This is a genomic window from Caballeronia sp. DA-9 (assembly GCF_051615025.1).
GTDB lineage: Bacteria > Pseudomonadota > Gammaproteobacteria > Burkholderiales > Burkholderiaceae > Caballeronia > Caballeronia sordidicola.
Genome location: NZ_CP195133.1, coordinates 751,041 through 776,520, shown reverse-complemented (window position 1 = coordinate 776,520; position 25,480 = coordinate 751,041). Strand labels below are relative to the sequence as shown.

Here is a 25,480-nt window from a genome sequence, read left to right as displayed (position 1 = left end):
GGGGTTGAGGGGGGGCTACTTTTTGGGGCTTCGCGCGTTCCCTGTTCGTTGTTCCTTTTTAGCACTGTTAGCCACTGTCCGTGGCGGGACTTCGTTTCTTTTTCCAACGGCGAAAAAGAAACGAAGGGCGCTTTCACACTCCAAGTGCAACAGCGGGGTCAATGACAATGCCGTGCTTGGCGCAGTTTTCAATAAAGACCTCACCAGGCGTGCGCCACTGGAGCGTCTTTCGAGGGCGGGTGTTCATGTTCAGCGCGATCGCATCGAGTTGTCGCTGCGAGAATACCGATAGATCGGTCGCCTTGGGTAGAAACTGGCGAAGCAGCCCATTGATGTTTTCACAGATGCCGCGTTGCCACGGACTGTGTGGATCGCAGAAGTAGATCTTGATGCCCGTCGCCTCAGCCAGCTTTTTGTGTAACGCCATTTCTTTGCCCTGGTCGTAGGTCAGGGTTTGACGCAGTCCCTGATCGAGCGGCGCGAACGCGGCACTGTAGGCTTCCAGCGCTGCCTGCGCCGTACTGCCATCGATCTTGACCAGCATCACAAACAACGTGCTGCGATCCACCAGCGTACCCACTGCCGAACGGTTAGCCAGGCCTTTGATCAGATCTCCTTCCCAGTGACCCGGGATGAGCCGGTCGTTGGCTTCGGGAGGGCGTACGTGAATACTGAGCATGTCGGAGAGCTTGCCGCGCCGGTCCTGTCCTCGCGTGCGCGGCCTGCGTGCGCCACGTCCCTGTCGCAACAGGCTGACGAGTTCCCGGCGCAACTCGCCTCGGGGCGCGGCGTAAATGGCTCGGTAAATGGTTTCATGCGAAGCGTTCAAAGCAGGCTCATCAGGGTGGGCAAGTTTGAGTGCGGCTGAGATCTGCTCGGGTGAGTGACACTTTTGCAGATACTGCCGCACTTCGGGCCACAACGCGCCGTCAACGTGCAGTTTGCGCTCGTAACGCGGTTTGCGGCGAAGCCGTCCCGCGCGTCGACCAGCACGGATCGCGCAGTAAGCGCCCGCGATCGCAGGCCGTCCTCTGTCGCCGCGCTCTTCATCGGACTTCCAGCCATTGCGCTTGAGTTCGCGGCTGATCGTACTTGGCGAACGTCGGAGCGCACGCGCGATCGCGCGCGTGCTTTCGTTGGCAAGTTTCATGGCAAATATTGAGCCACGCTCCTCAGCGCTGAGATGTTCATAGCTTTGTCCCATGCAACATATCCTATTTCAAAGGTGTTGCACTTGTACCTTGAAAGCGCCAAGCAAAGAAAACGCCTTCCAACCGCCAATTCTTAAGTAGCCCGAGCGTGCAATTAAATCTGCTTGGGACTTCAAAAGAACCGTTGCCGCCATAACCACCAACACTTGAAACCCTCCCCCTCCGTATCCCTACATCCACACGCTTCGCCACCAGCGCTCTCGGGCAAGCACACAACCCAACGGAACCAGTTCGGCCAAACACCCATTTGCGTGCTTGCACGCAAATGGGTGCGAATGCCTGCCTTCCAATCAGTTGCTGAGCGTTACTCAGGTGTCGGCGTTAATTCCGGTCTCGGTTTGGACGTAGGAGCGCGGCGCGAGAAAAGGGATTTTTCCCGCTGGCGTGCGTGTCTCGCATAAGCCGAGCTTTTGGCGCGTCAGCGATATCCGCGCACTACTCCAAAACCTGAAGTCCTGACCATCAAGCCGCGCGCTCTTTTATGAGATGGGCGCGCTGAAAAGTACGTTAGCGTAGCGGCTGTCGCAACAACGAAAATAACGAGAATGACAACGGAACTCATGAGATACGAGGGCCATCGATTCTTGCTTTATAAGAAATGGGACTACGCGCCGAATGGCAGGACCCCAGAACAAACGAAAGCGCTTGAAGCCGGTAAAGCGCTGTTCAAAGCCGCCAATTTCGAGCATTGGGCGAGCCAGCCAGAACTGGTTGCACGCGTTCAAAAGTTTCTTGTCGAGTCGATTCCCTCCTACCGGGCCAGTCCCTACGGTGATCGCCCCGGCGACATCATCAAGGCGCTTTGTTGGGAAGTGCGAAACGAAGCGGTTGTGATCGTGCGCGCCAAGCCAGAATACATCGCGCATGATGGCTTTGTTCCAAAGCGCGAGTTCGACTATGCCGCGTATAAACGCGACCAGGACGCACGCGGACGCGCTTACATGGCGCGTTCGAAAGCGTACTCCGATGACCTGAAGGCGTATAACAAGGCGATCGATGACCGTATCAGGCGCGAAGCGAACGCGCTAAAACCGTACCGGCATATCGAATCCGTCACCGAGGCAGGGGAACGCAATCTGGCCGCGTGGGCGAAGCGTGACGCACTTGCTGCGCTCGCTTCGGCGGCGTCTATGGTCGCATCATCGTTGCCGTCGCGCGATGACGATGTTTTTGACTTGGGCGAAGTGTCGGAGATTGGAACAGGCAGCACGCCGCTAGGCGACGCCGCGCCGTTCGAGTATGGCAAAAGCACGACCGGCAGTGATGTAATGTCGATTGCGGCGCGCGGCGTGAGTGAATCGCATGAAGCGGAATGTTTTGCAGAGTATGAACGCGATATGGACGAATGCTCGGCCTATAGAAGTGCCATGGGCGGGCAACGCTTCATGGATACGTGCTCACAACGGGCGTTTATGAAATACCAGCAATGCAGGGGATATTGATGGCTAACTTTACAGAAAAGCGGTGCGTGGTAATTCTGTGGTCAGAGGAAAAACAGACACTTGTTTCCTATACCCTGGACGTTGCAAAGGTGCTCGCCGTTACGAAACGTCAGTTTCCGTTGGAACTGCCTGTCGCGGACTATAACAATATCCTAGATGACGAATTCGCCCGCCAGTTCGGCGGAGCAACACTTAATCTACTTGCTTTGTCTAATCCTGACTTGAAACCGTTTATCAAGGTCACGCAGGCCGAAGACTGACGCTGTATCGCCAGCGTGGGCGAAGCGCGACGCACTTGCTGCGCTCGCTTCGGCGGCGTCTATGGTCGCATCTTCGCTGCCTTTGCGCGATGACGATGTTTTCGACTCGGGCGAAGTTTCAGAAATTGGCTCGGGCAGCACGCCGCTAGGCGACGCCGCGCCGTTCGAGTATGAAAAGAGTGCCGTATCTACGGTTAGCGATACCGTTGCAGGGGTTTTTCCTGACCCCGCAGAGGAATCCGAATGCATGGCGCGATATGACCTGGATATGATCCAGTGCAGCGCTTACCGCTCGATGCAAAAATCGTCATGGGGTATGTGCTCGGATCGAGCCACACAGCGCTTGGCACGCTGTGTAACCGGAAAGGGGATTATGTGATGGGTGATAAGAGTGCGGTTTGCGTACTGATTGCTTACGACGAAGAGGGGCAGAAAATTACGACTTGCACGGTTGATCGCGCGGCAGTTTTAGAAATGATGAAGTCGGCTCTTGTTATAGATTGGCCGCTTCAAGATATTGATTTCAAGCTTGATGATGAATTCGCGCGACTAATTGGCGGCGTCGCGTTCAAGTTGTTGGCTACTCGCCAACACCGGCTGAGCCCGCTTATTACGGTATCGGAAGACCCCGAATCAAAAGACGACCCGCTGTCTGGCACGTAAAGGGGGAATATTTTGACCACGCGAAAGCCGAGAGCCGTGTTAATCACGTTTGACGAAGACAATCAGAGCTTCAATATATGCACGGTCCCACGCACGTCGTCGGACCCTCTTATGAGTCAAGCGCTTGTTAATCCGTGGCCGCTCGCCGATTCGAGCTTCAAGCTTGATGACGAAGTAGCCCGGAGCATCGGCGGTTTAGTGTTTCTCCTTCTGGCAGCGTCACAACCGGTGCTTACACCGCTAATTACCGTGACAAAACACACGGATGCGCGAGACGTGCCGCCAGGCGATTGACATAGGCCTGCGTTCGGACCTTTAACCGTTCGCAGCGGCATGGTGAGGCTATGCGGCGTTACAGGCGCTATTTGAATCATCGTTCGCGGCTCGCTTCTCGTTTCGCCGTTCCATTCTTCCGCCGCGCGCCGGGTTATGAACCTTTGCGCACACCGGCGCGCAGTTCGACCAGCCCTTTACCGGTTTTTTGCAGCGTGTAGTAAAGCGTCCGGCTCATGTGATAGCGGACGCACCTTAAAAGCAGGACCCCCACCCCCTACCCCCAGCGCCCCTCCTCGTGAATTTCAAACGCTGGCCCTTGCACAAAATTCACATCGAATTGCTGAAGCGCATCGAACTGCGCCTCGTCCGCCACGTTGCTGAAGATCAACGGAATCCTCAACCGGTGCGCATACCCGACCAGCGGTTTAACAACAGAATCCCTCAACGCGGCCCCCGCATCCATCTTGATGAAATCAAGCCGCGCCATATCCGACACCGCCATGATCTGCCCCGCATTCGCCAGATTCCCCGCGACCTTGAACCCATACTTCTGGTAACTCTTGACGAGATACCCAAGAAACGTCCGATGCGCAACCGCCGCCGACGGCAACTCAATCACAACACGCGCCGGATTCAATCCGAACTCGATCAACACCGAAGAGAAGTGCTTGCCATGGTCGTACTTCACACTCTTCAGCAAGCGCTCATGAACACGCAAGAACAACAAGCCAGGCCGCTGCGCGCCAAAAAAATTGAACGCGTGCAACGCACGTGAAAGACGATCGAGCGCAACCAGCCGCGGGTCATCGTCGAGCTGCGCGAATGGATCGAACGGCGCACCACTGGCGGTAAGCGTCAACGCCTGGAAACCTAATTCATCGCCGAAACGCTCCGCACTTTCAACCGATGCCGTCAGCGACTGCGGCAAGCCTCGTGTGCTGATATCGAAAATAGGCTCGTAGGCGCTCGCCAGCGCGAAACCATCGTAGAACGCAATCGCGGATTCCGCACGCGCGCCCTCGCCCATGACAATGCGCGCGCCCGGAAACGGATAGTCCGAGGCGCGCAATACAAGTTGCTGAACAGTCGGCGCAGTCATCAGGTGAGGCTCTTTTGCAATGTAGCGTCGATGGTAGCAGCGCCACGCATGACGCTTTGCACAAAATCCACATATCGATATGCATCGGTATCAATGCGCGACTACATGCCTAGGGTTAACAATAGTTTTACGTATCGTAATTAGTTTTACCATGCGTAATCAATCACGACCGATCAGGAGACTCGCATGGCGGCTGAAAAGAAATTCGCGTCCCAAGCCGATCTGGCCGAAAAGAAGGTCACGTTCGAACGGCTTTCAGAACACGCGTATGCATATACGGCCGAAGGCGATCCGAACACGGGCATCATCATTGGCGACAACGGCGTGCTCGTCGCAGATACGCAAGCCACGCCCGTCATGGCGCAGGATGTGATTCGCCGGATCCGCGAAGTCACCGACAAACCCATCAAATACATCCTGCTCACCCACTATCACGCGGTGCGCGTGCTGGGCGCATCGGCGTACGGCGCGCAGGAAATCATCGCGAGCGAGGACACGTACGACCTGATCGTCGAGCGCGGCGAGCAGGACATGAAAAGCGAGATCGAACGGTTTCCGCGCCTGTTCAACGCGGTGGAGTCGGTGCCCGGCCTAACCTGGCCGACGCTTACGTTCAAGGGCGAAATGACGCTCTGGATGGGCAAGCTCGAAGTGAAGATCATGCAACTCGGCCGCGGACACACGAAGGGCGATACGGTGCTCTGGCTGCCCCAGGAGAAAGTGATGCTCTCGGGCGATCTGGTGGAATACGGCGCAACGCCATATTGCGGCGACGCGTATTACCAGGACTGGCCGGCCACGCTCGATGCGCTCGCCGCGTTCAACCCGGAGAAGCTCGTGCCGGGTCGCGGCGCGGCGCTCAAGACGCCGCAGCAAGTGGCGGACGGCATTGCCGGGACGCGGGCGTTCGTGAGCGAACTGTTTAATCAGGTGAAACTCGGTGCGGCGGCCGGCAAGAATCTGAACGAGATCTACAAGCTGACGTACGCGGCGCTCAAGCCGAAGTTCGGCGACTGGGTCATCTTCGATCACTGCATGCCATTCGATGTCACCCGCGCCTTCGACGAAGCCACCCAGTATCGCGATCCGCGCATCTGGACCGCGCAACGCGACAAGGAAATGTGGCAAACGCTCGAAAGCTGAAACGACCATGGCTTTCGATCTCGACTTTCAGACGCCAAACTTCGAATATCGGCGCTCGGCGGATCAGGACGGCGATCCGCCGCTGCATCCGGTTGCCGTGATCGGCGCGGGACCGGTGGGTCTGGCAACGGCTATCGATCTGGCGCAGCAGGGCACGCCGGTCGTGCTGCTTGACGATGACCACGCGTTGTCGCCGGGATCGCGCGCCATCTGCTTTGCAAAACGCACGCTGGAAATTTTCGATCGTCTTGGTTGCGGCGATGCCATGGTGGCGAAAGGCGTGAGCTGGAATGTGGGCAAGGTGTTCCTGCAAAACGATCTGCTCTACACGTTCGACCTGTTGCCCGAAGCGGATCACGAACGGCCGGCATTCATCAACCTGCAGCAGTATTACGTCGAAGCATATCTGGCCGGTCGTGCTCGAGAGTTGCCCTCGCTCGATGCACGCTGGCAGAACAAGGTGACGGATATCACGCAGTCAAAAGATTGCGTGACGCTGCAGGTCGATACACCCGATGGCCCTTACACGCTGCATGCACGCTACGTCGTTGCCGCGGATGGCGCACGAAGTCCCGTGCGCGCGCTGATGCATCTCGATACTCACGGCCGCACGTTCAAGGATCGCTTCCTGATCGCGGATGTCCGCATGAAAGCCGCCTTCCCGAGCGAGCGCTGGTTCTGGTTCGATCCGCCGTTTCATCCGAATCAGTCGGTGCTTTTGCATCGGCAGCCTGACAACGTCTGGCGTATCGATTTCCAGTTGGGCTGGGACGCCGATCCCATCGCGGAAAAGGCGCACGCACGCGTGATTCCGCGCGTGCGTGCGCTGCTTGGACCCGACGTCGAGTTCGAGCTCGAATGGGTGAGCATCTACACGTTCCGATGCCAGCGCATGGACACGTTTCGCCACGGCCGCGTGCTGTTCGCGGGCGATTCCGCGCATGGCGTGTCGCCCTTTGGCGCGCGTGGCGCGAACAGCGGCGTGCAGGACACGGACAATCTCGTATGGAAACTGAAGTGGGTGATCGACGGTCTCGCGCCCGATACATTGCTGGACACGTATGCCACCGAACGCGAAGCCGCCGCCGATGAAAACATCCGCCACTCCACACGTTCGACCGATTTCATCACGCCCAAGAGCGACGTATCGCGTGTGTTTCGCGACGCCGTCTTGCGCCTCGCGAAGGACTGCGCGTTCGCGCGGCGGATGGTGAACAGCGGGCGCTTGTCGACGGCTTCCGTGTTGCACGACTCCCCGCTCAGCACACCGGATTGCGATAGTTTCGAATGTTCGCTTTTGCCCGGCGCGGTCGCCGCCGACGCGCCCATACGTTTCAACGGCCGCGACGATTGGTTTTTGCGGCACATCGGATCATCGTTTGTGGGTTTGCTGTTTGGCGAATCGTCGGACGCGCTCGCCGCGCTGCGCGATTTGGACCCTGGAATAAAGCTGGTTTTGATCGTGCCGGCGGGTTCGTTGGTCAAGGCGCGAGAGGAGATTGAGGTAATCGAAGACATCAAGGGTTTGCTTGCTCAACGTTTCGATGCACGTCCCGGCACGTTCTATCTTCTGCGCCCGGACCAGCACATTGCCATGCGCGCGCGCTGCCTAGAACCCCGAGCCGTGCGCAATGCATTCGCGCGCGCCACATGCGCCGTGGCTGAAACGCAGCCCGCATAATGAATGATCATTGAGCCATGCCATGCTTGACACCAACCTGCGTCTAGCCGATCCCGACGCCTTCTATGAAGCACTGATCGATATGCATCGCGATCTTGGCGACGACGAAAGCCAGCTCGTCAACGCAAAGCTCATCCTGCTGCTTGCAAACCACATTGGCGACATGAACGTGCTGCGCGAAGCGATGTCGATCGCACGCCGCGACGTCGCGCAAGAACGTGAAGGGACAAGTCCATGAAACCAGAATCGTCCGGCGTTTTTACTAGCCATACCGATGCAAGCCGCCATTATCAATCGGGCTTCGCCGCCGACTTCGCGACCGAGGCCCTGCCCGGCGCATTGCCGCTCGGACGCAATTCGCCGCAGCGCGTGAACTACGGTTTGTACGCCGAGCAGCTTTCGGGCACGGCGTTCACCGCGCCGCGCGGGCATAACCGGCGCTCGTGGTTGTATCGGATACGGCCGGCTGCCGTGCATCAGCCGTTCACGCAAATCGAAGGGCAGACCCGGCTGGTCGCGAACTTTGCCGACGTGCCGCCAACGCCGCCCAATCAGCTTCGATGGGACCCGTTGCCCATGCCTCAGGCACCGACTGATTTTATCGATGGCTGGGTGACAATGGCCGGCAATGGCGCCGCCGAGTCCATGCAAGGCTGTGCGATCCATCTGTACGCCGCGAACAGGCCGATGCAGGATCGCTTCTTTTATAACGCCGATGGCGAGTTGCTGATCGTGCCGCAAGACGGGCGCTTGTCCATAGCAACGGAACTTGGGCGGCTCGATATAGAGCCGTTTGAGATCGCGGTCATTCCGCGCGGCGTGCGTTTTTCCGTCACGCTTCCCGATAACAGCGCGCGCGGTTATATCTGCGAGAACTTCGGCGCGTTGCTGCGCTTGCCTGATCTGGGTCCAATCGGATCGAACGGTCTCGCGAACCCGCGCGATTTCCTTACGCCGCATGCATCGTATGAAGATCGCGAGGGCACATTCGAACTCGTCGCGAAGATGAACGGCGTATTGTGGCGCGCGGACATTGACCATTCACCGCTCGATGTAGTCGCGTGGCACGGCAACTACGCGCCGTACAAATATGATTTGCGCCTGTTTAATACCATCGGCTCGATCAGCTTCGATCATCCCGATCCGTCGATCTTTCTCGTGCTGCAATCGCAGACGGAGACGCCAGGCGTGGACGCAATCGACTTCGTGATTTTTCCGCCGCGCTGGCTGGCAAGTGAGAACACATTCCGGCCGCCGTGGTTTCATCGCAATGTGGCGAGCGAATTCATGGGCCTCGTCCACGGCGTGTACGACGCGAAGTCAGAAGGTTTCATGCCCGGTGGATCGAGCCTGCACAACTGCATGTCGGGACATGGGCCCGATGCGGGCACGTTCGAGAAGGCGTCGAACGCGGATACATCGAAGCCCGTGAAAGTGGGCGACACAATGGCGTTCATGTTCGAAACACGCACGCTGATCAAGCCAACGCGCTTCGCGCTTGAAACCGCGCAATTGCAGGCGCATTACTACGAATGCTGGCAGGGACTCGCCAGGAATTTCAATCCGGAGCAGCCGTAGGCGCGTTGCCTCAAACCGCCTGCCCGACGCCCATACGCCGCGCGCGTTTGTCGAGCGTTGCCGAAAGCAGTGTCAGGCCGAACGCGCCGCACGCCATTACCACGCCGACCCACGGCAACATGCTGAGCGACGCGCCCGCGCCTATTGCCATGCCGCCAAGCCACGCGCCCGTGGCATTGCCGAGATTGAATGCGCCCTGGTTCAGCGTGGAGGCAAGATTGGGCGCATCGCTCGCGCGATTCACAATCAACATCTGCAACGGCGGCACGATCCCGAACGCAAGCACGCCCCAGATGAAGATGGTGATCATCGCGGGAATCGCGGCGTGCATGGTGGCCGCGAAAATCGTTTGCACGACGATGATCGAAACCAGAAACGTCAGCAGCGAGCGCAGCAGTTTCCAGTCGGCGAGCTTGCCACCGAGCGTGCTGCCAACCGTCAGTCCAAGTCCGAATAGCAACAGCACGAGGGTGACCGCGTGCGGCGAGAGACCGGTCACGTCTTCGAGAATTGGCGTGATGTAGGTGAAGACAGAAAACAGGCTCGCCGACGCCAGCACGCTGATGCCCAGCACCATCAGCACTTGCGGATTCTTGAGCACCCTGAATTCGCGCAGGATGCTGGATTCGCGCATTTCGATGTGCTTTGGCAGGCAGACCCACAACGCGCCGGCCGCCGCGAGGCCGATCAGCGTCACGACCCAGAACGTGGCCCGCCAGCCGGCCGCCTGACCGAGCGCGGTGCCAAGCGGCACGCCGAGCACGTTCGCGAGCGTGAGGCCGGTGAACATCAGCGCAATGGCTTGCGCGCGGCGGTTCGGCGCCACGAGATCGGCAGCCACGACCGAGCCGATACCAAAGAACGCGCCATGGCAAAACGCGGTCGCCACGCGCGCGGCCATCAGCACCCAATATCCTGGCGCAATGGCGCACAGCATGTTGCCCACAATGAACACGGCCATCAGGATCATCAGCGCTTTCTTGCGCGGCATTTTCGCGGTGACGATGGCGAGAATCGGCGCGCCGATGGTCACGCCGAGCGCATAACCGGACACGAGCATGCCCGCGGCCGGAATGGACACGCCAAGATCGCGCGCGACGTTGGGCAGCAAGCCCATGATCACAAATTCGGTCGTGCCGATGCCAAATGCGGCAATGGCGAGGGCAAGAAGGGGCAAAGGCATGGCGTGCGCGGGCTATGAGCCTGCCGGTCGCGCGTTATCGGGGTGAAGACGCTGGCTCGGGCGGGCTGAAGGGATCAAATTGTACCGAACGTTTTCGGGTTTGATCGGTGGAAACCCTGAGATTTTGAGTGCCGATTCAACGAGTTGGGATTTTTATCGGCTGAACGTGCATGTATGTTGCTTTTCCCCTTCGCCCGGTCTAGCTTGCGGAGTGCCATTTCCACAAGGATGTTCGATGAACCTATTCCGGATCGTTTTATCGCTGCTGCTTGCCGCCCTCGCCGTGTCTCACGCATTCGCCCAGGAAGCCGATTCGAGCGCCGGCCCCGTGCGCACTACGGCTGGAAGCGTGACATTCGTGCAGCAGGGAAATGGCATTGATGCCCAACTCAACGGCGCCACCTTCGACCGGATCACCGCGCGCCGTATCGCACATTTCGATGAGCCGTCCGGGGCGCGAATGATCGTCGAAGCCTTCGATGAAGGCGCGCCCGAACTCCTGCTTTACGATTTCACGAAGCGCCCGCCCACGGTCGAGCGCCTGGGACGGCGCATGAAGCTCACCGGCGTGTTCTGGCAGCGCGACGAGGTCGTGCTCAAAAGCGCCGAAGGCTGGTACAGGTTCCAGCGCGGGACGTTGACCAAACTCGTGTCATCGAAGACGATTTATCACTGAGGTTCGGGCCGCACCGCCATCACCCGCTCGCCCGCGATCACGAAAATCCGCTCGTCGCGGGCGTTTTCGTTCACCTCATAACCGCCCGTGAACGCGCCGAACGCGGGCAGCACGCCGGCATTAGCGGCGAAGCGGAAACACGGCAGGCGCACACTGTCGTGCCGGGCCGCCACGCGATACACCGGATGCTCATGCCCCGCGAGCGCGAATGCGCCCGCCACACGCTGCGGATAATGGCACAACGCCCACGGCCCGATCCTGTAGGGCTCGTCCACAACTTCCATTTCCAGCGCCTCGGGCGGCCCGCCCGCATGGCGATCGTGATTGCCTTCCACCAGGATCAGCCGCAAGCCAGCATGCCGCAAACGCCATTCGGCAAGCGCGCCAAGCGTCGCTGCCGCGTGCGATTCCCGCGCGTGTAGCAGGTCGCCAAGAAAGATCACGCTGACAGGACGATGCATCGCGATCAACGCATCGAGCCGTGCGAGGGTCTCGGCGGTCGAACCTTCGGGCACCGGAATACCACGCGCGCGAAATACGGCGTCCTTGCCGAAATGCGCATCGGCGATAAACAACGTTTTCAGCACCGGATCGAACGCCGCCCGCGCCGCCGATAAAACCAGCGCATTGCCGCCGACATCCACCGTCAACGCCTCGATCATCGAATGTTCGCCGCTTTTTCCAGATCGGCGAGCATACGCGCCACACGATCCGAGAGTTTCTCAGTGCTCACCTTTTCGCGAAGCCGCGCGATGATCAGCGGAAACGCAAACGGCGTCGGCTTCTTCGGATGGGTGAGCGCCAGCCGGCTCGTGCTCATGCTTTGAAGCGCGGCGCGCATGCGTTCAAGTTCGAGTTCCTGCAACATCACTTCTTCCTCGGCCTGCGCGAGCAGCAGGTTGTCGCTGTCGTGCCGGCGAAAAACTTCATAGAACAATCCGCTCGATGCCTGCAATTGCCGCGCGCTTTTTTGCTGGCCCGGATGGCCCTGGAAAATCAGCCCGGACACGCGGGCGATCTCGCGAAAACGGCGCGCCGCGAGTTCCGACGAATTGAGGCTCGCGAGAATATCGTGTTCGAGATTATCGGGCGAAAAAAGCCCTTCCTGTATGAGCGCCTCCCAGTCGAACGGTCGCGCCGACAGCAACTCGAAGCCGTAGTCGTTCATCGATATGGAGAACGTGCTCGGTTGATCGCGCGCGACCCGCCAGCCAATCAGCGACCCAAGGCCAATATGCGCCATGCGTCCCGCGAACGGATAACAGAACAGATGATGTCCCTCGCGCGAACGGATCATTTCGACCAGCAGCACGCCGGGCTCCGGCAACGCCGACCACTTCGCCTGCAATTCCAGCAGCGGACGCACGGCCTGCATCTCGGGTTCGTCGTAGACGCCGTTGACGGCGCGCGCGAGCATCATCAGCGTGGCCTCGGCGAGTTCGGACGAAAGCGGCATGCGGCTGCCGGCCCATTGCGGCATCGCGCCGCGCGAGGATGTCGCGCGCTTTACGTAGGCCGTCATGTCGCGCACGCGGATCAGTTCCAGCGCGCGGCCGCCGAAGGTGAAGACGTCGCCCGGCTTCAGCCGCGAAATGAACGATTCTTCCATTGCGCCAATCCGGCCGCCCGTCATGTACGCCACGTTGATGGTCGCGTTCGCGACAATCGTCCCGACGTTGTTGCGGTGACGCCGGATCAGGTCCTCGCGCGGCACGCGATACACGCCGTTCGCGTCAGGCGTCACGCGATGAAAGTCGGGATACGCCGCAAGCGACGCGCCGCCGCGTTCCACGAACGTCAGCGCCCAGTCGAATTCCTGCTGCGTGAGGTCGCGATAAGCGTAGGTCGTGCGGACTTCATCGAAGAGTTCCGGCGCCTTGAAGCCGCCGCCGATGGCGATGGTTACAAGATGCTGCACGAGGACATCGAGCGGCTTGTAGGGCATCTCACGGCCTTCTATGTGCCGTTCTTCCACCGCCCATCGTGCGGCGGCTGCTTCCACGAGTTCGAGCGCATGCGTGGGCACGATGGTCACGCGCGACGCGCGTCCCGGCGCATGCCCCGAGCGTCCCGCGCGTTGCATCAGCCGTGCGACGCCTTTGGGTGAGCCGATCTGGAACACGCGGTCGACCGGCAGGAAATCGACGCCAAGATCCAGGCTCGATGTACACACCACCGCTTTCAACTGGCCGTTCTTGAGACCGAGTTCGACCCACTCGCGGACTTCCTTGTCGAGCGAGCCGTGATGCAGCGCGATCAAACCGGCCCAGTCCGGCCGCAATTCCAGCAGCGCGCGATACCAGATTTCGGACTGCGAACGCGTGTTGGTGAAGACGAGCGAACTTCGCGCATGATCGATTTCGGCCGCGACCGGTTCGACCTGCCGCACGCCGAGATGACCGCCCCAGGGAAAACGTTCGATGGTGTCGGGAATCAGCGTATCGACGATCAGCGTTTTCGGTTGCGCCCCGCGCACCGCGACGCGTGGTGTTTTCACGGGCGCGAGCAACGCGTCGCGGGCGAGGTCGAGATTGCCGAGCGTCGCCGATAAACCCCACACCTGCAATTCGGGCCGCCAGCGCGTGAGACGTGCGAGCGCGAGTTGCGTCTGCGTGCCGCGCTTGTTGCCGAGCAGCTCGTGCCATTCATCGACGACTACTAGACGCACGTGTTTCATTTCCTCGTCCGCGTTCGCGCGCGTGAGCATCAGCGTGAGGCTTTCGGGCGTGGTCACCAGCGCCGAGGGCATGCGCTTGTTCTGGCGCGCGCGCTCGGCGGATTGGGTGTCGCCGGTACGCAAGCCAATGGTCCACGGCACCGCAAGCTCCGTCACGGCGCTCTGCAATGCGCGAGCGGTGTCTGCAGCAAGGGCTCGCATTGGCGTGATCCACAGGACCGTGAGCGGCGCGGCCGTCTTTTGTTCGCGTGCTTCGCTCGCGTAGGCCGCCAACGCGCCAAGCCATACGGCCCACGTTTTGCCCGCGCCCGTGGTCGCGTGCAGCAAGCCGCTCGCGCCGCCCTGAATCTCCTTCCAAACCTCGCGCTGGAACGGAAACGGCTGCCATCCATTGCGTTCGAACCACGCGTTCAGGCGTGTATCGAAGGGCGTGTTTGCAGCGTCGGGATCAATTGTCACCGGCGATGGCCGGAACAACTCGGCGACAGCATCCGCCTTCGCTTGCGCCGCGCGTGTTTTCGGCACGCGGCGCGGACGCGGCGCACGACGCCTGGCGTCAGCGGGCGTGCTCATGGCGCGGCTCCATCTAGGAAACCCTTGAGCATGGCGAGCGTATCGGCGTCGTCGATCTGCTTGTCCGTGCGCCATCGCAACATGCGCGGGAACCTCACCGCAATGCCTGATTTGTGGCGCGGACTCGCCTGGATGCCTTCGAAGCCAATCTCGAATACGAGCGTCGGCGTGACGCTTCTCACAGGCCCGAACTTTTCGATGGTCGTCTTTCTCACGATGGCATCGACCTTACGCATTTCTTCGTCGGTGAGGCCCGAATAGGCCTTCGCAAAAGGAACCAGCGTGCGCACGCCGTCGGCTTCATCCCACACGGCGAAAGTAAAGTCGGTGTACAGACTCGCGCGCCGGCCGTGGCCTCGTTGCGCGTAGAGAAGAACGGCATCGATGGCATACGGCTCGATCTTCCACTTCCACCACGTCCCCGATGCCTTCGTGCGGCCGACGCCGTACATTGAATCGCGGCCTTTGAGCATCAAGCCTTCCACGCCGCGCCCGCGGCTTTCCTCGCGCAGCACGGTCAGCGCGTTCCAGTCGCCGGCATTGACCGCCGGCGAAACGCGCAGCAAATCCACGGCGAGCTCGCTTGCCAATGCATCGAGTTGCGTGCGGCGTTCCATCAGGGGCGTCATGCGCAGATCGCGGCCACCCGACTCCAGCAGGTCGTAGGCGAGAAACGTCGCGGGGGAATCCGCCAATACTTTCTTCGATAACGTCTTGCGCGTGATCCGCGGCTGCAGCCGCGCGAACGGCAAGGGTGTATCGGCGCCAGGTTCCCACGCGAGGATTTCGCCATCGATCACGGTGCCGTCGGCAAGCGCCTCGCCCAACGCGGCGATCTCGGGAAAGCGATCGGTGATCAGATCCTCGCCGCGCGACCAGAGCCACACGCGCCCGCCACGCTTCACGAGTTGCGCGCGAATTCCGTCCCACTTCCATTCAATAATCCACTCCGATGGCGACCCAAGCGTCGCCGGATCGGCCTGCAACGGATGCGCGAGAAAAAACGGATAAGGCAGGCCAATATCGCTTTCGTGCGGTGCGGCGGTTTCGTCGTCGGCGGAGGCTTCGGGGGCGATCAGCCGAAGATAGCGTGCAGCCGAAGGCGCTTGCCGCGAGTCGGTCCAGCCGACCATGCGTTGCGCGATGCGCTTGTGATCGACACCCGCAACTTCCGCCAGCGCACGCACCACAAGCTGGCGCGCCACGCCAACCCGAAAGCCGCCGCCAATCAGCTTGGTCAGCAAGAAGCGCTCGCCCCAGTCGAGTTCGTCCCAGTAGCCGAGCAAATGTGTACGGAGTTCGTCGGGATCGAGGCCGCGCAAGGTCAGTACGCGCCCTTCGATCCATTGCGCGAGGCCGAGTTCGGACGTGCGTTCGGCCGGCGGCAGGATATGCGCGATGGTTTCGGCCAGATCGCCGACAGCCTGATAGGACTCGTCGAAAAGCCATTCGGGCAAACGGGCGCGCTCGCGGGCGAACTCGGTGAGCAGCCGCGTAGGCACGGACTGGCGCGGCTTGCCGCCGCTCAGGAAATACGACGCCCATGCCGCGTCTTCGGGTTCGGCCGCCGAGAAGTACGCGATCAGCGCTTCGAGTTTTTCTTTTGTCGAAGTCGTGCCGTCGAGTGCGGTGTATAACGCGGCGAAGCGCTTCATTGAGAAGCCGTGTCGGGTTCGGCCACGTCCGCTTCGATCGCGTCGTCGCCGTATTCGGTCGTGAATGCGCCCGCTTCGAGCCCTTGTTCGCGCAGCCATCGCACCATGGGTTCGATCTGGCCGTGCGTGACGATCACGCGCTCGGCCCCCGTCGCGCCAATGGCCATTTGCAAGCCTGGCCAGTCGGCGTGATCTGAAAGCACGAAGCCCCGGTCGAGCCCGCGTCGGCGGCGCGTGCCGCGCAGGCGCATCCAGCCCGAAGCGAAAGCGTCGCTATAGTCGCCGAAACGCCGCATCCACGTGCTGCCTTGCGCCGAAGGCGGCGCGACGACCAGCGCGCCCTTGAACACGCTCTTGTCCTTCGCGGCGATATCGCTGACAAGACGCGTCTCGGGCAACGCCACGCCCGACGCGCGATACGCCCGGTTCAGCGGTTCCACGGCGCCGTGGCAAAAAATCGGCCCAATACCGGCGTCGACTCCGGCGAGAATCCGCTGCGCCTTGCCGAACGAATAGCAAAACAGCACCGAAGCACGTCCTTCCGAGGCGTTATGCCGCCACCATGAATCGATGCCGTCGAAGATGACGCGAGACGGTTCCCATCGATAAATCGGCAAACCGAATGTGGACTCTGTAATGAAGGTATCGCAGCGCACGGGTTCGAACGCCGCGCAGGTCGGATCCGGGTCGACCTTGTAGTCGCCGGAGGCCACCCAGACGCGCCCGGCGTATTCCACCCGCACCTGCGCCGAGCCGAGTACGTGGCCGGCGGGGTGCAGGGAGACGGAAACTCCATTTATGAGGAGCCGCTCACCATAGGGAATGCCTTGCAAATCAATACCAGGTAAACGGGAGAGCAACACGCCAACGCCCATTTCGGCTGCCAGATAGCGCGCGTGGCCAAACCGGGCGTGATCGGCATGGGCGTGCGTAATGATTGCCCGTTCGACGGGACGCCATGGATCGATAAAAAAATCGCCCGGCGGGCAATAAAGGCCTTCCGGCCTCGCGACAATCAGGTCTTTTGTTGTATCCAACCCGCCACCTGCCTGAAAAAAGCCAAAAACGGCCGAAAACAGCCGACGCAATTCAGCTCAAGCAGATGCTGTGCCTATTCAAAAACCGAGGCCATCGTCATAAAATCATATTTGTATGACGAATACAAAATAAATATAAAATGTCCGTACTAATCAATTGACCGGTATCAAATTATCTTATTGAATTAAGTGATGTTATTGCACGCCCACTGAATGAACGAAATTAGAAATGAGTCTGATTACGCGGTGAACCGTCGAACCATGCTTTTACATTACCAAGGGTTGTATTTGCGATCTCGCTCAATGCTTCACGCGTGAAAAACGCCTGGTGAGAAGTAACGATCACGTTCGGAAAGGACAGTAACCGCGCAAGCACATCATCCTGCAAAAGATGATTCGAATGATCTTCGAAGAAAAGTCCGCCCTCTTCTTCATAGACATCGAGACCGAGATGACCTAGCTGGCCGCTTTTCAATGCATCGACAAGTGCGCTGCTGTCGATTAACCCGCCGCGTCCTGTATTGATGAGCATTACGCCACGTTTCATCCGTGCGAGCGCGGCAGCGTCGATCAGGTGATATGTGGAAGGCAGAAGCGGGCAATGCAAGCTGACAATGTCGGACTGGGCCAGCAGCGCCTCAAGCGGCAAATATCGGGCTCCCGCTTCTATCAGGTCTGATGCGGGCGGTCCTGGATCGTGTGCAAGCAAGGTCATGCCGAAACCAGCCATGATTTTGCCGAAGACACGTCCAATGACTCCGGTGCCAATAATCCCGAGTGTCTTTCCGTGCAGATCGAAACCCAGCAAACCGTTAAGCGAGAAGTCGCCGTCGCGAGTCCGGGCATATGCGCGGTGCAGCTTGCGATTAAGCGTGAGGATTAATCCGGCTGCGTGTTCTGCTACTGCGTAAGGCGAATAAGCGGGCACCCGGACCACGCCGATTCCGAATCGCTTTGCAGCGTCCAGATCGACGTGGTTAAAGCCCGCCGAGCGCAGCGCCACCAGTTGAGTGCCGCCGTCGCGAAGCGTCCCAAGGACGGCTTCGTCGACGACGTCATTTACAAATGGACAGACCACGTTGCAACCGTGCGCGAGAACCGCCGTCTGCGCGTCGAGTTGCGATTCCTGGAACTGCAGGGTATAGCCGAAAGTCGCGTTTGCCTCGGTGAAGACGTCACGATCATATTGACGGCTGCTGAAGACGATCATGGAGATCGGCATCGAGTTGTAACCCCGCTTTGATGCAATGTTTCAGTTTCAATTAGCAATAGCGCTTGCCGGCGGCACCATCGAAAGCCGGGCCAGGATGCTGTCCGGCTGCTGCGGCACTCCAACTTCTCCGCCCGGGCCCATATGTTCAAGAGTGTAATCGATGAACGCACGGGTCTTGGCAGGCAAATACTGGCGCCCGGGATAAACAATGGACACCTTGACATCCGGGTCGTCGATTGCATAGTCGCTCAGCACGCGCACCATGGAGCCATCCGCTAGGTCGGCTGCCACAACGCCTTCGGGAAGGATTGAGATGCCCATGTGAGCGAGCGTGCCGAGCCGCACCATCAGGGCGCTGTTGACCGTATAGACGGGCGAGAGCGTGACCTGGTCAGCGCTGCTGTTGGTGCGATGACGGAAATGCCAGGTGGCGCTGCGCATCTCGCTTGGCAGTGCCACGAACGAATGATGAAGCAGGTCGGCAGGCGTGCTGGGTGAGCCGTGCTCTTCAAGATAAGCGGGCGTGGCGACTGGAATCAGCGTATTGGTTGCAACGGGACGTTCCACGAGCGCCGTGCTGGACACCATGAATGCGGTGACGATGCCCACGTCGAAGCCGTCCTCCACCAGATCGACGTGACGCTCGGACAGCGTCAGGCGCACATTGACTTTCGGATAAACCTGCCGGAATCCATCGATCAGCGGTGTCAGCGCCATCAACGACAATGATCCGGATGCAACTACGCGCAGTGTGCCACTGGGGTCTCCTTCTGTATGAGCGACCATCGATTCCAGATGATCGAGTTCTTCCAATAATGCGCGGCAGCCTTCGAGATAACGCGTGCCGGCTTCCGTAAGCGAGAGGTTGCGAGTCGTGCGATTGATAAGCCGGGTTCGCAGATGTGCTTCGAGCATGGCAATCGCGCGAGTAACAAGAGCGTTCGATACATCCAGTTGTTGCGCAGCTCTTCTAAAGCTTTCGGTTTCCGACACCCGCACGAAAACCCGCATTGCATGAATTTGATTCATCGTGTCTTACCTCTCAGTGTCCTGAATTACGTTGAACCGCATTGCGTATCACCCACGCATGCAGCGTTTTTTGATTCGGCGTCAATCGAATGCGTTGACGCAATGCGGATTGCACTTTCTTTATTTCTGGTTTGCATTCCGCATTAACGTAAGACTTTCACATTTGCGAAGTCATTGCAATGAAAAATTACACTTGCCCGGATTTTGGAATAGATCGTCTGATTTATGCATGTTTTTGATTCGAAGCTTGACCCGCAGCGTTCTACTTTTGTCGCGTTACTAACAAATAGCGGTTATTTTTGAAGGAAACAACCGCTTTGGCAGGACCGTTGCCGCTTCTGGGTACGCAGAGTGAGGTACGCTTCGTGTACGTTCCAAGTTGAATCGATTTAATGGCGTATGTCCGAGATTAAGTCTTCGCGACAATAGAACCACATAAAAAATCAGGTTATCGGAGCTTGACAATTACAAAAGCTGACGATAGCTCATCCAATTAATTTAACTTTAAAGGTGATAAGATAATTAACCGGATCCTTAATTCAATTGCTGCATGCATTTGATCGTTGCAAATCAATACGCAATCAAGGTGATAATTTTGAATCTTTTGGCGCGTCAACCCGAGATAGCTTTGTTCGCCAGTCTGGCAATCGGCTTTTTCATCGGCTCTTTCAAGCTGGGGCCCATACAGTTGGGCGGTGTCTGCGGAACCTTGATAGTCGCCTTGATCCTGGGTCAAAGCGGTGCGCGGCTTTCTCCAGATCTTAAAAACATCGCCTTCGCCCTGTTCATCTTTGCACTGGGTTTCACCGGAGGTCCACAATTCTTCGCGAATATCGGCCGGGGCTGGCGCTACGGGCTGCTTTCAATCGTGGAGATCGTTGTCGTGATCGGACTGGTGCTGGGCGCGGTTGTGCTGTTCAAGCTCGATCGCGGCACGGCAGCCGGACTGCTTGCGGGCGCCGCGACAGAATCCGCCGTGGTCGGCACGGCATCCGAGGCGATCGGCAAGCTGTCCTTGCCCGCCGCCGAAATCGCGCGGCTGCAGGCCAATATTGTCACGGCATATAGCGTGAGTTACCTGTTCGGACTTGTCACCATCGTCCTGTTCGTGAGCCAGATCGCGCCGCTGATGCTGCGCGTGAACCTGCGCGACGAAGCCGAGCGCCTGTGGCGCAGCCTGGGCGGCGACAGCGCGCTCGCGGAAGGGCAGCAAGTCGCGGCGCCGTCGCTGGTGGCGCGTGAAGTCCGCGTGACAGGCGCGGCGCAGATGCGCGTCGACGCGCTGGAACAGCGCTTTGGCAATGAGATCACCGTCGGACGCGTCATGCGTGGCCGCTCGATAGTCAAGGCGCAGCCGGGTCTCGTGTTGAAGCGCGACGACCGCATTGTGATCGGCGGGCGCCGCGCCGCATTGGTGAACGCGCTGCCGGCCATTGGCGAGGAAGTCACAGGAAGCGACGTGGCGGACGTCTACGCCGAAACGCTCGACGTCATGCTCACACGGCGCGAAGTGCACGGCCTGACCGTGGCGCAGGTACGCGCCCGCGCAACCCCGGCCGATAGCCATGGCGTCTATATCTCGGCCGTCACGCGCCTCGACAGCACGATCCCCGCTCTGCCTGGGACGCAGTTGCATCGCGGCGACGTGCTGACGCTGATTGGCGCCGCCGAGGACGTCAGGCGCGGCGCGGCGAAGCTTGGATATATCGTGCGCGCGACGCTGAAGACCGATTTCGTCTTCCTCGGCATTGGCGTGATCCTCGGGATTCTCGTAGGACGTTTGAGCGCCCGGCTGGGCGATATCCAGATCGCGCTCGGCACGGGCGGCGGCTGTCTGCTGTCGGGATTGTTGTTCGGCTGGATCCGCTCGCGTTTTCCGCTGATCGGGTCGCTCCCTTCCGCCGCCGCGCAGGTGCTCAAGGACTTCGGGCTGTGCACATTTATCGCCGCGGTGGGTCTTGGCGCCGGCGCCGACGCGATTCGTCTCATCCGTGAATACGGCATTGCCTTGCCGGCGGCGGGCGTCGTCATCACGCTCGGGCCGGCGCTCGTTTCGCTCGCCATCGGCCGCTGGCTGCTCAAGCTGGAAGTGCCCATGCTGCTGGGCGCCATTGCGGGCCAGCAATGCAGCACGCCGGCAATCAGCGCGCTGGTTGGGGTGACAGGAAACGCAACGCCTGTTATTGGTTACACGATCACGTATGCGTTATCGAACGTGCTGCTGCCGCTGATGGGGCCGCTGATTGTCGGACTTGCGGGCAAGTTCGGGTAGGAAGTCTTTGAAAGGCAACGGGAGTGTGCGGTAAAGGCGTTGAAGCGGGAAGTCCGACGGTACACAAACCAGCGAGGGCATTATGGAATGGATACATCAGATTCTCACGAAGTCCCCGGAAATCGCTTTATTCCTGTCGCTTGCGGCGGGTTACTTCATCGGCCAGATCAACTTCGGGAAGTTCCAGCTTGGCGGCGTGGGTGGCTCGCTCCTGGCCGCGGTCGTGATCAGCCAGTTTGGCGTCCAGATCGATAACGGCGTCAAGTCCGTGATGTTCGCCATCTTCATCTACGCAGTCGGCTACGACTCGGGTCCGCAGTTTTTCAACTCCTTGTCGCGCAAGACGCTGCGCGAGATAGCAATGGCCGTGTTCCTGGCAGTTTCCGCATTGCTGACGGTGCTCGTGTGCGCGAAGCTCTTCGGGCTGAACAAGGGCATTGCGGCCGGGTTGGCCGGCGGGGCGCTCACGCAGTCGGCGATCATCGGTACGGCGGGCGATGCCATCGCGCGGCTCGGCCTGCCCGTGGCCGAGACCAAGTCCCTGCAATCCGATGTGGCGATCGCCTACGCCGTGACGTACGTGTTTGGGTCGCTGGGCGCGATCATCGTGTGCGTGAATGTGCTGCCGAAGTTCATGGGACAAGGCTTGAAGGAAGCGGCCGCCGAAGCCGAGAAGAGCTTGCTTGGCGGTTCTGTCGCGCATGGACCAGGACAGACGCCCGCCTTGCCGGAGCTGGTCGGACGCGCTTACCGGATCACCGGCGCTCCTGCTGGAAGCGTGACGGGCGGGGCTGCGGGCCGCACGGTCGCCGAGATCGAGCTGGCCGAGTCGGACATGATCACCATCGAGCGGATCAGGCGTGCCGGCAAGGCGCTGGAACCGCGTCCGGACGTGATGTTGCAGGCGAACGACGTTGTGCTCGTGGTCGGGCGGCGCGAGGTGATGGTCGCGGCGGCAGCGAATATTGGCGAGGAAGTAGCAGATACCGACGGCATCAGCGTGGTCATGCAGAACCGGCAAGGCGTGTTCACGAGAAAGGGCATGAATCACATGACGATCGCCGCGGTGCGCACGACGGTAGATCGCGATTTGCGCCATGGCGTGTTCGTGCAGGAGATCAAGCGTGCTGACCAGCCGTTGCCGATCCTGCCCGAAACCAAGCTCGAGCATGGTGACGTAATCACCTTCTACGGATCGCCGCAGGACACCAAGCGCGCCGTCGATGCAGCCGGTTACGAACTGCCCGTCACGAACAAAACGGACTTCATCTATATGGGTGTGGGCATTGTGTTGGGATTGTTGATTGGCTTGATCGTGGTGAATGTTGGCGGGGTGCCGCTGACGCTGGGTTCGGGCGGCGGCTGCCTGCTTGCGGGGTTGCTATTCGGCTGGATGCGCGGCAAGCATCCGATGTATGGCGTCATGCCCTCGGCGGCGTCGCAGTTGATGAAGGACTTCGGGCTTGCGGCGTTCGTGGCGGCTGTCGGCTTGAATTCAGGCTTGCAGGCGGTGGTGACGGTCAAGCAAAGCGGCATGACCATTTTCCTGCTGGGTGTAGTCGTCACGGTTTTGCCGCTCATCCTGACCATGATCTTTGGCCGCTACGTCCTCAAATACACCAACGCGGCGCTTTTGGCGGGCGCGCTGACTGGGTCGCGCAGTGCGAACCCTGCGTTCGGCGCGCTGCTGGACAAGACCGAGAGTGCGGTGCCTACGGTGCCGTTCGCGATCACGTATGCGCTGGCCAATGTATTGCTGACGTTGCTGGGACCGCTGCTGGTGGGTCTCGTCTGATCAACATACGGATGCGTGCTGGCGAACGGACCATGTTTGCACGCATCCGTGTTGTAAATTATTGAACTGGCGCGCGCATCCGTGGCCCAACCAGACTTCAAGACCGTGTGAGATTTCCGATGACTTCGCAAAACAAAACCGTTCGACTTCTGTCCGGAGAACAGATCCCGGCATTGGGCCAGGGAACATGGGAGATGGGCGAAAATTCGCGCGTTCGTGGTGAAGAAATCAAGGCGTTGCAAACCGGTGTTGATTCAGGGCTGACGCTTATAGATACCGCCGAGATGTATGGCGATGGTGACAGTGAAAAACTGATTGCTGAGGCGTTGGGTGATCGCAGGGAGGAGCTGTTTATAGTCAGCAAGGTGTATCCGCACAACGGCAGTGAAACCGGCGTGAAGGCTGCATGCGAGCGAAGCCTGAAGCGGTTGCAAACTGACCGAATCGATTTGTACTTGCTGCACTGGCGCGGCGGTGAGGATCTCGAAGGCGTGATTGCGGGGTTTGAGAGTCTCAGGGCTGCTGGCAAGATTCGGCATTGGGGCGTGAGCAATTTCGACACCGACGACATGATCGAACTTTTTGCGCTTGAAAACGGCAACCGCTGCGCTGCAAATCAGATCTTGTACAACGTAGCGCGCCGCGGCCCGGAGTTCGACCTGCTACCCTGGATGCGTGAGAGAAGTGTGCCCGCGATGGCCTACAGTCCGGTAGACCACCTGCGGCTGCCGAAGCAAAGTATCTTGAACGATATTGCCGCGGCACGCGGTGTGTCGCCAATGCAAATTGCGCTTGCGTGGGTATTACGGCAACCGGAGGTCATTGCGATCCCGAAGGCGTCGACGATTGAGCACGTCGTTGAGAATGCGGCGGCGCGGGACATTACGTTATCGGAGGAAGAACTGTCGCAGATCGACGCGCAATTCAAGCCACCGAAATCAAAGCGCCCGCTCGAAATGCTCTAGTGCGCAAGCGCGCGCGGAGCTTGCCCGAGAACGCTGGTGGCGAAGCGTGTGGATGTAGGGATACGGAGGGGGAGGGTTTCAGGTATTGGTGGTTATGGCGTCGAGGGTTCTTTTGAAGTCCCAAGCAGATATCACTGCACGCTTGGTCCACTTAAGAATTGGCGGTTGAGAGGCGTTTTCTTTGCTTCGTTTCTTTGTCGCCGTTGGACAAAGAAATGAAGTCCCGCCACGGACAGTGGCTAACAGTGCTAGAAAGATCAACGAACACGAAACGCGCAAAACCCCAAAAAGCAGGACCCCGCCCAAAAAAATCACCTTGCAATAAACCCGCCATCAACTGGCAAAACGATCCCTGAAATCATGGCTGCAGCATTGCTCAAAAGAAAAAGCACTGGCGCGGCCACCTCATCGGGTTCAACAAACCGTCCCAAGGGAATAGCCTTCAAAGCAGGCTCCCTCTTGGCGGGTTCGCTCCAGGCCTTGACAGCCATTGGCGTAAGCGTGACGGTTGGATTAACGCTATTCACGCGAATCCCAAAAGGCCCAAGCTCAAGACACATCACCCGGGTAATGGAATCAAGTGCAGACTTAGAAGCACAATAAGCCAGATGATCCTCAAGCCCGACCAACCCTGCCTGGCTCGAAACATTCACAATACTGCCGCGCTTGCCTGCTGCGATCATCGCGCGCGCGACTTGCTGCGCAACCAGTGCCGCACCGCGTGCATTCACTGCCATGACCTGATCGAAATCGGCGGCGGTGAAATCAATCGCTTTATCCAGCGCCGTCGTGCCGGAGCAATTCACAAGGCCATCGAAGGCATCGAGATTTTCAAAAGCTTCAGCTATCCGCACTGGATCGGAAACATCGAGAAGCAACGGCTCGCAGCCGGTTTCACTAGCAAGCGCATCCAACGCAGCCACATTGCGGCCGGCCGCGACCACCCGCGCCCCCGCAACACGCAACATGACGGCAATAGCCCGTCCAATCCCGCTCGATGCACCCGTAACCAAAACCGACTGCCCATTGAAATCGAAATGTGTTTGCATGAT

21 protein-coding genes are annotated in these 25,480 nt (G+C 59.5%); 11 read left to right on the top strand and 10 right to left on the bottom strand.

The annotated features are described in order from the left end of the window. Positions 1-133: 133 nt before the first annotated feature. Complete coding sequence (locus ACRWA7_RS19685; protein ID WP_438390622.1) at positions 134-1,204, bottom strand: IS30 family transposase; 1,071 nt, start codon at positions 1,202-1,204, stop codon at positions 134-136. A gap of 552 nt (positions 1,205-1,756) precedes the next feature. Here ACRWA7_RS19685 and ACRWA7_RS19680 point away from each other — a divergent pair. From ACRWA7_RS19680 to ACRWA7_RS19670, 3 genes are all read left to right on the top strand, one after another. Next, complete coding sequence (locus ACRWA7_RS19680) at positions 1,757-2,653, top strand: hypothetical protein (protein WP_438395602.1); 897 nt, start codon at positions 1,757-1,759, stop codon at positions 2,651-2,653. Continuing rightward, a complete protein-coding gene (locus ACRWA7_RS19675; RefSeq protein WP_438395601.1) occupies positions 2,653-2,913 on the top strand; it encodes a hypothetical protein in 261 nt (86 codons plus the stop codon). Before ACRWA7_RS19680 ends, ACRWA7_RS19675 begins: the two co-directional genes overlap by 1 nt. Positions 2,914-3,189: 276 nt before the next feature. Further along, the gene (locus tag ACRWA7_RS19670) at positions 3,190-3,576 is read left to right on the top strand and encodes a hypothetical protein (protein ID WP_438395600.1); all 387 of its coding nucleotides are present in this window, start codon (positions 3,190-3,192) and stop codon (positions 3,574-3,576) included. Positions 3,577-4,126: 550 nt separating this feature from the next. On the opposite strand, the gene ACRWA7_RS19665 is transcribed toward ACRWA7_RS19670, so the two are convergent. Further along, the gene (locus ACRWA7_RS19665; RefSeq protein ID WP_060857040.1) at positions 4,127-4,951 is read right to left on the bottom strand and encodes an EAL domain-containing protein; all 825 of its coding nucleotides are present in this window, start codon (positions 4,949-4,951) and stop codon (positions 4,127-4,129) included. Between the two features lie 186 nt (positions 4,952-5,137). On the opposite strand from ACRWA7_RS19665, the gene ACRWA7_RS19660 reads away from it, so the two are divergent. Genes ACRWA7_RS19660 through hmgA form a run of 4 tightly spaced genes read left to right on the top strand, consistent with a single transcriptional unit; the run spans position 5,138 to position 9,353 of the window. Next, positions 5,138-6,094 (top strand): MBL fold metallo-hydrolase, encoded by a 957-nt coding sequence (locus ACRWA7_RS19660; protein ID WP_438395598.1) that lies wholly within the window; start codon positions 5,138-5,140, stop codon positions 6,092-6,094. 7 nt (positions 6,095-6,101) lie between these two features. Further along, entirely contained in the window at positions 6,102-7,775 is a 1,674-nt protein-coding gene (locus tag ACRWA7_RS19655; protein ID WP_438395596.1) for an FAD-dependent oxidoreductase, read from the top strand. Positions 7,776-7,797: 22 nt separating this feature from the next. Next, the gene (locus ACRWA7_RS19650) at positions 7,798-8,013 is read left to right on the top strand and encodes a DUF2783 domain-containing protein (protein WP_438395594.1); all 216 of its coding nucleotides are present in this window, start codon (positions 7,798-7,800) and stop codon (positions 8,011-8,013) included. Beyond that, complete coding sequence (gene hmgA / locus ACRWA7_RS19645; RefSeq protein ID WP_438395592.1) at positions 8,010-9,353, top strand: homogentisate 1,2-dioxygenase; 1,344 nt, start codon at positions 8,010-8,012, stop codon at positions 9,351-9,353. The genes ACRWA7_RS19650 and hmgA overlap by 4 nt, the downstream gene beginning before the upstream one ends. 10 nt (positions 9,354-9,363) lie before the next feature. Here the strand turns inward: hmgA and ACRWA7_RS19640 are convergent, their stop codons facing one another. Next, positions 9,364-10,536 (bottom strand): MFS transporter, encoded by a 1,173-nt coding sequence (locus ACRWA7_RS19640; RefSeq protein ID WP_060857035.1) that lies wholly within the window; start codon positions 10,534-10,536, stop codon positions 9,364-9,366. A gap of 235 nt (positions 10,537-10,771) precedes the next feature. Between ACRWA7_RS19640 and ACRWA7_RS19635 the strand changes: the two genes are divergently transcribed. Continuing rightward, positions 10,772-11,212 (top strand): hypothetical protein, encoded by a 441-nt coding sequence (locus tag ACRWA7_RS19635; protein WP_438395590.1) that lies wholly within the window; start codon positions 10,772-10,774, stop codon positions 11,210-11,212. On the opposite strand, the gene pdeM is transcribed toward ACRWA7_RS19635, so the two are convergent. From pdeM to ACRWA7_RS19605, 6 genes are all read right to left on the bottom strand, one after another. Beyond that, positions 11,206-11,874: a ligase-associated DNA damage response endonuclease PdeM gene (gene pdeM / locus ACRWA7_RS19630; protein WP_438395589.1), complete on the bottom strand. Its 669-nt coding sequence runs from the start codon at positions 11,872-11,874 to the stop codon at positions 11,206-11,208. The genes ACRWA7_RS19635 and pdeM overlap by 7 nt on opposite strands. Beyond that, positions 11,871-14,462, bottom strand: coding sequence for a ligase-associated DNA damage response DEXH box helicase (locus tag ACRWA7_RS19625; protein ID WP_438395588.1), 2,592 nt, complete (start codon positions 14,460-14,462; stop codon positions 11,871-11,873). The genes pdeM and ACRWA7_RS19625 overlap by 4 nt, the downstream gene beginning before the upstream one ends. Next, a complete protein-coding gene (locus ACRWA7_RS19620; RefSeq protein WP_438395586.1) occupies positions 14,459-16,117 on the bottom strand; it encodes an ATP-dependent DNA ligase in 1,659 nt (552 codons plus the stop codon). Before ACRWA7_RS19620 ends, ACRWA7_RS19625 begins: the two co-directional genes overlap by 4 nt. Then, a complete protein-coding gene (locus ACRWA7_RS19615) occupies positions 16,114-17,154 on the bottom strand; it encodes a ligase-associated DNA damage response exonuclease (RefSeq protein WP_438395584.1) in 1,041 nt (346 codons plus the stop codon). The genes ACRWA7_RS19620 and ACRWA7_RS19615 overlap by 4 nt, the downstream gene beginning before the upstream one ends. A gap of 223 nt (positions 17,155-17,377) precedes the next feature. Then, positions 17,378-18,370, bottom strand: coding sequence for a 2-hydroxyacid dehydrogenase (locus ACRWA7_RS19610; RefSeq protein WP_438396702.1), 993 nt, complete (start codon positions 18,368-18,370; stop codon positions 17,378-17,380). 42 nt (positions 18,371-18,412) lie between these two features. Beyond that, the gene (locus ACRWA7_RS19605; RefSeq protein WP_060857030.1) at positions 18,413-19,396 is read right to left on the bottom strand and encodes a LysR family transcriptional regulator; all 984 of its coding nucleotides are present in this window, start codon (positions 19,394-19,396) and stop codon (positions 18,413-18,415) included. 589 nt (positions 19,397-19,985) lie between these two features. Here ACRWA7_RS19605 and aspT (ACRWA7_RS19600) point away from each other — a divergent pair. The 3 genes from aspT (ACRWA7_RS19600) to ACRWA7_RS19590 all read left to right on the top strand — a co-directional run bounded on the left by aspT (ACRWA7_RS19600) (position 19,986) and on the right by ACRWA7_RS19590 (position 24,428). Continuing rightward, complete coding sequence (gene aspT, locus ACRWA7_RS19600) at positions 19,986-21,668, top strand: aspartate-alanine antiporter (RefSeq protein WP_438396700.1); 1,683 nt, start codon at positions 19,986-19,988, stop codon at positions 21,666-21,668. An 82-nt stretch (positions 21,669-21,750) separates the two neighbouring features. Beyond that, a complete protein-coding gene (aspT, locus tag ACRWA7_RS19595; protein ID WP_060857028.1) occupies positions 21,751-23,463 on the top strand; it encodes an aspartate-alanine antiporter in 1,713 nt (570 codons plus the stop codon). A 119-nt stretch (positions 23,464-23,582) separates the two neighbouring features. Next, positions 23,583-24,428 carry an aldo/keto reductase gene (locus ACRWA7_RS19590; RefSeq protein ID WP_438395581.1) on the top strand — a complete coding sequence of 282 codons (846 nt, stop codon included), beginning with the start codon at positions 23,583-23,585 and terminating at the stop codon, positions 24,426-24,428. A 311-nt stretch (positions 24,429-24,739) separates the two neighbouring features. Here the strand turns inward: ACRWA7_RS19590 and ACRWA7_RS19585 are convergent, their stop codons facing one another. Further along, a complete protein-coding gene (locus ACRWA7_RS19585; protein WP_438395579.1) occupies positions 24,740-25,477 on the bottom strand; it encodes an SDR family oxidoreductase in 738 nt (245 codons plus the stop codon). Between the last annotated feature and the right edge of the window lie 3 nt (positions 25,478-25,480).

Coding starts and splice junctions, on each gene's coding strand:
- ACRWA7_RS19625 (WP_438395588.1), bottom strand. CDS start 14,462: ATGAGCACGCCCGCTGACGCCAGGCGTCGTGCGCCGCGTCCGCGCCGC.
- ACRWA7_RS19640 (WP_060857035.1), bottom strand. CDS start 10,536: ATGCCTTTGCCCCTTCTTGCCCTCGCCATTGCCGCATTTGGCATCGGC.
- pdeM (WP_438395589.1), bottom strand. CDS start 11,874: ATGATCGAGGCGTTGACGGTGGATGTCGGCGGCAATGCGCTGGTTTTA.
- hmgA (WP_438395592.1), top strand. CDS start 8,010: ATGAAACCAGAATCGTCCGGCGTTTTTACTAGCCATACCGATGCAAGC.
- aspT (WP_060857028.1), top strand. CDS start 21,751: ATGGAATGGATACATCAGATTCTCACGAAGTCCCCGGAAATCGCTTTA.
- ACRWA7_RS19605 (WP_060857030.1), bottom strand. CDS start 19,396: ATGAATCAAATTCATGCAATGCGGGTTTTCGTGCGGGTGTCGGAAACC.
- ACRWA7_RS19685 (WP_438390622.1), bottom strand. CDS start 1,204: ATGGGACAAAGCTATGAACATCTCAGCGCTGAGGAGCGTGGCTCAATA.
- ACRWA7_RS19655 (WP_438395596.1), top strand. CDS start 6,102: ATGGCTTTCGATCTCGACTTTCAGACGCCAAACTTCGAATATCGGCGC.
- ACRWA7_RS19585 (WP_438395579.1), bottom strand. CDS start 25,477: ATGCAAACACATTTCGATTTCAATGGGCAGTCGGTTTTGGTTACGGGT.
- ACRWA7_RS19675 (WP_438395601.1), top strand. CDS start 2,653: ATGGCTAACTTTACAGAAAAGCGGTGCGTGGTAATTCTGTGGTCAGAG.
- ACRWA7_RS19665 (WP_060857040.1), bottom strand. CDS start 4,951: ATGACTGCGCCGACTGTTCAGCAACTTGTATTGCGCGCCTCGGACTAT.
- ACRWA7_RS19660 (WP_438395598.1), top strand. CDS start 5,138: ATGGCGGCTGAAAAGAAATTCGCGTCCCAAGCCGATCTGGCCGAAAAG.
- ACRWA7_RS19590 (WP_438395581.1), top strand. CDS start 23,583: ATGACTTCGCAAAACAAAACCGTTCGACTTCTGTCCGGAGAACAGATC.
- ACRWA7_RS19635 (WP_438395590.1), top strand. CDS start 10,772: ATGAACCTATTCCGGATCGTTTTATCGCTGCTGCTTGCCGCCCTCGCC.
- ACRWA7_RS19620 (WP_438395586.1), bottom strand. CDS start 16,117: ATGAAGCGCTTCGCCGCGTTATACACCGCACTCGACGGCACGACTTCG.
- ACRWA7_RS19650 (WP_438395594.1), top strand. CDS start 7,798: ATGCTTGACACCAACCTGCGTCTAGCCGATCCCGACGCCTTCTATGAA.
- ACRWA7_RS19680 (WP_438395602.1), top strand. CDS start 1,757: ATGACAACGGAACTCATGAGATACGAGGGCCATCGATTCTTGCTTTAT.